This window comes from Chitinophagaceae bacterium (genome assembly GCA_030053935.1).
In the GTDB taxonomy this organism is placed as follows: Bacteria; Bacteroidota; Bacteroidia; order Cytophagales; family JASGCU01; genus JASGCU01.
This window is the reverse complement of the sequence record JASGCU010000033.1, coordinates 1-6979: the sequence shown is the minus strand read 5'-3', so window position 1 is coordinate 6979 and position 6979 is coordinate 1. Positions and strand designations below refer to the sequence as shown.

The following is a 6979-nucleotide window of genomic DNA, read 5'->3' as shown; positions in this document are numbered from 1 at the left end:
GTTGTTCTTTGTTTTGTTGTTCTTTGTTTTGTTGTTCTTTGTTTTGTTGTTCTTTGTTTTGTTGTTCTTTGTTTTGTTGTTCTTTATTTTGTTGTTCTTTGTTTTGTTGTTCTTTGTTTTGTTGTTCTTTGTTTTGTTGTTCTTTATTATCTTTATTTTTGTCGTTTTTATTATTCTTGTTTTTATCGTCTTTGTGTTCGTCTTTTTGTAGTTTTAATAGTTGATAATTATATCTTGCTTCTTCGTTAGATGGATTTGCTTTCATTGCTTCTTTAAGATATTGTAGAGCTTCTGGTTTATTTCCCATTTTACTACTAATTATTCCTAATTGATTTAACGCTGTAGATTTTAATAGATTATCATTTTGAAATATAAGTTTTTGGTAGAATTGAGAAGCTTTAAGGGAATCTTTTTTTTGGAAATATGCATGGGCAAGGTTAAGATATAGTTTATCATCGTTTACTCCGAGGGTATCTATTAGATATGTATATTTTTCTATTGCTGTGGCATAGTCCTTTTCTTTAAATGCTGTTTCTGCTTCTTTTTTTAATCTGTTAGATTTAGATATTTTATTTATATCATAATCGGATGTTAGAAACATAAAAATGACGAGTAATAATTTCATATTTTAAATATTTTTATATGTATTAATAGGTCTATAATGAGTAATATTATGCCGATAGAAAGGAAGTAATAATATTTATTAGTGGTAACGTCCACTTTTTTTACTTCTCTCAGTTCTCCTTCTATGGAAGAAATAGCATTTATGAGTCGTGGGACATCATTTTGGTTTTCATTTATTTCGAAGTATTTTCCTCCTGTTTTTTCTGCTAGTTTTTTGAGAGATGAGGGGTTCAGTTTTGTGATGACATCCTGCCCGTCTTTATCTTTTTTAAATCCGTTTTCTGTTTTAATTTTACTTCCTTTTTCTGTTCCTATTCCTAATGGGAATAGCTTTATATTTGCTTCTTGTATTTTTTCTATTATTTCAGATGTTTCTTCTCCAAAGTCTTCTCCATCGCTCATAAGAATGAGTATTTTTGATTTTTGGTCTTTTGTGCTTGCTTGTTGTTCGTCATTCAGTTTTTCATTTGCCATTTTGAGAGGGGGGCCGAAGTCCGTTCCTGTATTTGGTACTAAATTTGTATTAAGTGTTTCTATAAAGAGTGAAAGTGCTGATAAGTCGTTGGTAAGTGGGCATTGCATAAAAGCTTCACTAGAAAACATAATAATTCCTATTCTATCTGAATGAAAGTTTTCTGCTATTTTTTTTATTTCAAATTTTAATTTTTCTAGTCGGGTTGGTTGGATATCTGAGGCATTCATAGATTCTGAGAGATCTATACAGATAAAAATATCTTTTCCTATGGCTTTTATTTCTCTTTTTTCTCCTCCGAAAGAAGGTGAGAGCAGTGCTATGAGAAATAAGCTAAAGTATATAATCCGTAATGGGAGTTTTTTAAGCATGTTTTTATATCCATTTCCTAATGGTGTTCTTAAACGAAAGACACGATTAAAATAGAGTATATAAAAAAATACAAATAAAAAAACAAGTATTGTTTCAAAAAAACCAAAATGTGTAAAATTCATAGTGTAAGTTTTATTATTTTTTAATGTTCCGCTTATTTTTCAAATATATTTTAGAGGTATCCATTTTTTTTCAAAATATGTGTCCATAAATTATACCCTTCTTGATTGAGATGTAATCCGTCGTATGTATATTTTTTGTCAAGTAATTTTTGAGAATCTAAAAAATATGGGAATAAATCTATAAATGTGACGCCTGTATCTTTTGTAATATCCTTTAAGTATTTATTTGTAAGGATAACATGTTCTTGTTTATCGTAATGTTGAGGAAATCCAGGGTAATTTGAGTTTATGGGTAAGATGCTTTGTATAAATATTTGTGTTTTAGGTGATTTTTTTTGGAATATGAGTATGATTTTTCTTACGTTTTCGGCAATTACTGTATCAGGAATATCTTTTGCTATGTCATTAATTCCTATTTTTAGAAATAATTTAGAAGGTTTTTTTTCTATTATTTCGGGTAATCTCTGTAATATACCAAAAGTTATGTCTCCTCCGATACCTCTATTTACAACTGTGCTATCGGATAGCATTTTTTTCCAATTTCCTCCTTCTGTAATACTGTTGCCTAAAAAAACAGTTGCTCCTATTATATTTTTTTCTTTTGCAAACATATCTTGACGATTTTTATTATGCTCTATAATATAGGGTACTGTGTCATATAACCTTTGATTTGTAGATTTACTTTGTGCTTCTACGTGAAATATTCCAAAACATGGAATATACCATGCTATAAATATTTTGTGCATTTTTAAATAATAAATTATGAATGTATTTTAGGATGTAATGTATTTAAGTGTGGTTTTTAAATCTATCTTTATTCAAAACAAAAAATGATTTTTTGCGTTTTTTAATTTCTTAAAGATTATTAAAACATAAAATGAGAATTTTATAAAAAAAAAGCAATTTTATATCATTTATAATATTCTGTATTGTAAAAATCTAAATAAAATTCTAAATTTTTCAAAAAAAAGTATTTTAAATAAAATTATTAAGTGAAGTTATAACTAAGTGGTTTTATTTACTGAAAAGTATATAGATTTTTTTATTTTTAATTTAGCTATAAATACAAGAATATAATTAGATTATTAAATCAGATAGTATGAAAGAAGAAACAATAAGATTAACACAGTATACACACGGGGGGGGATGCGGTTGTAAAATATCACCGCTTATGTTAGAATCCATTATAAAAAAAGAATTAGATACGAAATATTATCCTGCATTACTTATAGGAAATAAAACTAACGATGATGCTGCGGTATATGATATTGGTGGGGGTATTTGTATATTAAGTACTACTGATTTCTTTACCCCAATAGTAGATAACCCTTTTGATTTTGGGTATATTGCCTCTGTCAATGCTATTAACGATATATATGCTATGGGCGGTAAACCTATAATGGCTTTAGCTACATTAGGATGGCCTGTTGACTTGTTAGATGTAGATATTGCGGCAAAAGTTATGGATGGAGCAAAGAAGGCGTGTGAATCCGTAAATATACCAATAGCTGGAGGGCATAGTATAGATACTATGGAACCAATTTTTGGACTTGCTGTTACAGGAATTTCTACTATTCCTAATATTAAAACAAATTCTCATGGTAAAAAAAATTCCATTCTCTATCTTACTAAGCCTTTAGGAATTGGTATTATGGCTAATGCCAATAAAAAAATGGCGGCAGATGAAAAACATTTTGAAGAAGTCAAAAAATTACTGTATACTTTTAATACAGTAGGAGAGTTTTTGGGTGGTCAAAAATATGTAGAAGCGATGACAGATGTTACAGGGTTTGGGTTTTTAGGACATCTTATAGAGCTCTGCGAGGCTAGTGATCTTTCTGCGGAAATAGATTTTGATAAAATACCTATTCTACCATTTATAGATCAGTATATAAATGATGGATTTGTTACCGGTAGTTCGGATAGAAACTGGGACAGTTATTCTGAAAAAGTAGCACCTTATTTATCTAAAAATCAAAGAGTGATTCTTACAGATCCTCAAACATGTGGTGGGCTTCTTATAGCCGTAGATGTCATTTTTAGAATTGAGTTTGAAAACTTTATGAGAAAACATGGATATGATTTATCTCCTATTGGTAAGTTAACGCCTAAAAATGATACATACATTGTGAAGATAAAGGATCCAATAGTGTATAAAAAATAAAAAATATAAGCGATTTTACTACGAAAAGTCATTATTATAATGTTTCAAAAGCAGCTTTTCGAGGTAATTTTGCAAGGATGGTATTTTTGTGTGAGTGCAAAACACTCTCTTTTTTACAAATAAAATAATAGAAAGAGTATTATGTGGTTTCTGAGATTTTTTTCTCGTCTTCCTTTTTCGGTTTTGTATGTACTATCTTTTTGGATTGGTTTTTTCAATTATTATTTTTTTCGGTATAGAAAAAAAATAATTTTAGAGAATATAAAAAAAGTATTTCCTCACAAAAATGAACAAGATATACAAAAAATATATAAAAAGTTTTATTACTATATGGGAGATATTGTAGTAGAAACCATAAAACTTATGACGATAAGTGATGCGGAGCTTTGTAAAAGAGGAAAATATATCAATCCCGAATATATAAAACATATAGTACAAAAAGAACAGAAGCCAATAATAGCTCTTACTTCTCATTATGGAAATTGGGAACTTATTTCTCTTGCAGGCACTCTACAATTAGGATACCCTGTGCATGTGGTTTATAAAAAAATTCGCTCTCCTTTTTTTGAAAAACTTATGATGCTTATTCGGGCTAGTAAAGGAGGAAAAGTCATAGAAAAAGATAAAGCTGTAAGAGAAATAATAAAAAATAATACGACTCCTTGTATTTATGGAATAGTAGCCGACCAATCTCCTGAATTAGGGGTTCCAAAAGATTGGATAGATTTTTTGGGTATGCAAACCCCTTTTTATAAAGGTGTAGAAAATCTTCCTAAAATTACAGGATTCCCATCTGTATATATAAAAGTAAATCCTATTAAAAGAGGATACTACGAGATAGAGATAATCCCCCTTTCTTCGCCACCATACAATAAAAAAAATAAAGACACTATTTCTATTTTACCTATGTTTGCGAAATTTTTAGAACAGCAAATATATGAAAAACCAGAGTATTGGCTTTGGTCTCATAACAGATGGAAGCATTATCCTAATAATATATGAATACCATCTGAAAACGACTCCCTTATTCCAAAATTTTTACCATAATTTTTTAGGAAAAATACACTTTCTATTTTTTTAATACTTATGAAACATATTCACCAAAAACCAAAAAATAAAGGATACGAAAAATATTCTCCGAAAGAATCAAATACAGAAAAAAAAATATATAATACAGGAACTTTTTTGCTCCGTGATATTTCAGAAAAATGGTACTACGGTATTATTTTTATTGTTTCTTTTATTTTGTATTTTTCAGCAATTTTTTTTGTATATGTTGATTTTGATGACTCGGGATATATAGTAGAACAGCAAGCATATTTTAGTGAAATATCAAATCTGTGGAAAGGATTCGTGCATTCTAAACTATTAGATTATTATAGACCCGTTCTTTTTGGATCTTTTATTATAGATTTTCAAATAGGGAAAACATCACCTCTTTTCTATCATGTATCTAATATACTCTATCATATTTTGGCATGCTGTCTTTTATATAAACTTTTACGGGTATTACATTTTGAAAAAGTATTTGCATTTTTAACTACACTTCTTTTTACAGTCCATCCTTTGTTTGCTCAGGCGGTTGCGTGGATATTTGGACGTAATGATTCTCTTTTGAGCATTTTTATACTTCTTTCTCTCATTTATTTTTTTGAATTTTTGCAGAAAAAGAAAATATTTTTTTATTTTTTACATTTATTTTTCTTTTTGTTTGCATTTTTTACAAAAGAAACCACTATGGGATTACCCATTGTCTGCGGACTTTATGTGTTTCTAAGTGATTCTTTTGTAGATAGAAAAGAAAAACGAGCTTCTATTCTCTTACTCTGCTTCGGTTGGATATGTGTAATACTGATTTGGTATGTATTTCGCTGGTATGCATTTAAAGAAGCATCTCAAAATGGATATATAACAGCGGATATTCAAATAGGTTTTGAATCTTTTGTCCGCAACCTTCCTATAGTAGTGGATCCTCTTACTAAATTTTTTTTTCCTTTCTTTCTTTCTACTTGGGCGAGCTTTTCTGTCTTTTCTACCGTGATAGGAATTTGTTTATATCTCTGTATTTTCCTGTTTCTTTATAAAGAAAAATTTTCTTTCAAATCATTACTATGGATATTAGTTTGGTGGATGATATTTTTACTTCCCTCTGCAATGGTTTTTATACGAGACGGGCACGTAAGTGATTATTTGGAACATAGGACTTATTTGCCAGCTATTTCATGGATTATTTTATTGAATATTGTATTTGCTGCATATCAAAAAAAAGGAATTATTACCGAAAAAAGAATGTCTTTTATTGTTAAAATAGGGATAGGGCTATGTATTATTTTAGGTATACTAGCATACATTCATAGTAATAATTTTAGAAACGCAGAAACATTTTGGGGAAATGCTGCTAAAACATCTCCGCAACACCGAACAGGATGGCGTTCTTTGGGCAAATATTATTTTGATAATCAAAAATTTGATTTAGCGAAAAAGAATCTTTTACAAGCATATCGAATAGATAAGACGGAATACGCAGTTCAAAATGCAATAGGGGTGCTATATTACCAAGAAAAAAAATATGATAGTGCGAAGATGTTTTTTGAAGAGACATTACAGATGAATCCTACTCACGTAGATGCAAATTATTATTTAGGCAGTATTTCTGAAATGGAAAAACAAAATACGAGAGCAAAAAAATTCTACAAGCAGTCCTATAATGCCAATAATCAAAAGTATGAAGCTCTCTATAATATTGCGGCTCTGTATCAAGGAGAAAAAAATGATAGTGCTTCATTATTTTACAAGAAAGCAATTGCTATCAACCCCAATCTATGGCAAGCATATTATGCGCTTTCTACTTTATCAAGCAGAAAAATGCATTATGATTCTGCGAGAATATATATATCAAAAACATTAGAAATAAATCCGCAGTTAGTGGAAGGATATTTTTCTCTCGCTATTATTGCTTATAACACGGGCAATATAGCTGAATATGAAACTGCATTAAAAAAATGTATAGAGATAAATCCTGATTTTTTAGAAGCATATAAAAATTTGGTAGATGTGTATATCTATAAAAATGAAATAGATGATGCTCAAAAGTATTTAGCATTTTTGAAACAAAGAGGAATAGATCTCTCCGCTCAATACCCAAATATCTCTTTTTAATTGAGATGTGCTTGCAACAAATTTTCTACATACTCCAGTATTTCCGGAAGTAATTAGAGAACAACT

6 protein-coding genes are annotated in these 6979 nt (G+C 29.2%); 3 read left to right on the top strand and 3 right to left on the bottom strand.

What is annotated here, in order from left to right; all coding sequences use genetic code 11:
• The 3 genes from QM536_04975 to QM536_04965 all read right to left on the bottom strand — a co-directional run.
• A partial coding sequence (locus QM536_04975; GenBank protein ID MDI9356365.1) for a tetratricopeptide repeat protein occupies window positions 1–625 on the bottom strand: 625 nt, incomplete at its 3' end.
• Window positions 622–1590, bottom strand: a complete 969-nt coding sequence (locus tag QM536_04970; protein MDI9356364.1) for a VWA domain-containing protein — start codon at window positions 1588–1590, stop codon at window positions 622–624. The genes QM536_04970 and QM536_04975, both read right to left, overlap by 4 nt.
• Window positions 1591–1640: 50 nt before the next feature.
• The gene (locus QM536_04965) at window positions 1641–2336 is read right to left on the bottom strand and encodes a GDSL-type esterase/lipase family protein (protein MDI9356363.1); all 696 of its coding nucleotides are present in this window, start codon (window positions 2334–2336) and stop codon (window positions 1641–1643) included.
• 353 nt (window positions 2337–2689) lie between these two features.
• Between QM536_04965 and selD the strand changes: the two genes are divergently transcribed.
• The 3 genes from selD to QM536_04950 all read left to right on the top strand — a co-directional run bounded on the left by selD (window position 2690) and on the right by QM536_04950 (window position 6913).
• Window positions 2690–3754, top strand: a complete 1065-nt coding sequence (gene selD, locus QM536_04960; protein MDI9356362.1) for a selenide, water dikinase SelD — start codon at window positions 2690–2692, stop codon at window positions 3752–3754.
• Between the two features lie 141 nt (window positions 3755–3895).
• Window positions 3896–4756 (top strand): lysophospholipid acyltransferase family protein, encoded by an 861-nt coding sequence (locus tag QM536_04955; GenBank protein ID MDI9356361.1) that lies wholly within the window; start codon window positions 3896–3898, stop codon window positions 4754–4756.
• 84 nt (window positions 4757–4840) lie between these two features.
• The gene (locus QM536_04950; protein MDI9356360.1) at window positions 4841–6913 is read left to right on the top strand and encodes a glycosyltransferase family 39 protein; all 2073 of its coding nucleotides are present in this window, start codon (window positions 4841–4843) and stop codon (window positions 6911–6913) included.
• The last annotated feature ends 66 nt before the right edge of the window (window positions 6914–6979 follow it).

Bases quoted from the DNA above. Each gene is read 5' to 3' on its own strand.
- QM536_04950 (MDI9356360.1), top strand. From the start codon at position 4,841: ATGAAACATATTCACCAAAAACCAAAAAATAAAGGATACGAAAAATAT.
- selD (MDI9356362.1), top strand. From the start codon at position 2,690: ATGAAAGAAGAAACAATAAGATTAACACAGTATACACACGGGGGGGGA.
- QM536_04970 (MDI9356364.1), bottom strand. From the start codon at position 1,590: ATGAATTTTACACATTTTGGTTTTTTTGAAACAATACTTGTTTTTTTA.
- QM536_04965 (MDI9356363.1), bottom strand. From the start codon at position 2,336: ATGCACAAAATATTTATAGCATGGTATATTCCATGTTTTGGAATATTT.
- QM536_04955 (MDI9356361.1), top strand. From the start codon at position 3,896: ATGTGGTTTCTGAGATTTTTTTCTCGTCTTCCTTTTTCGGTTTTGTAT.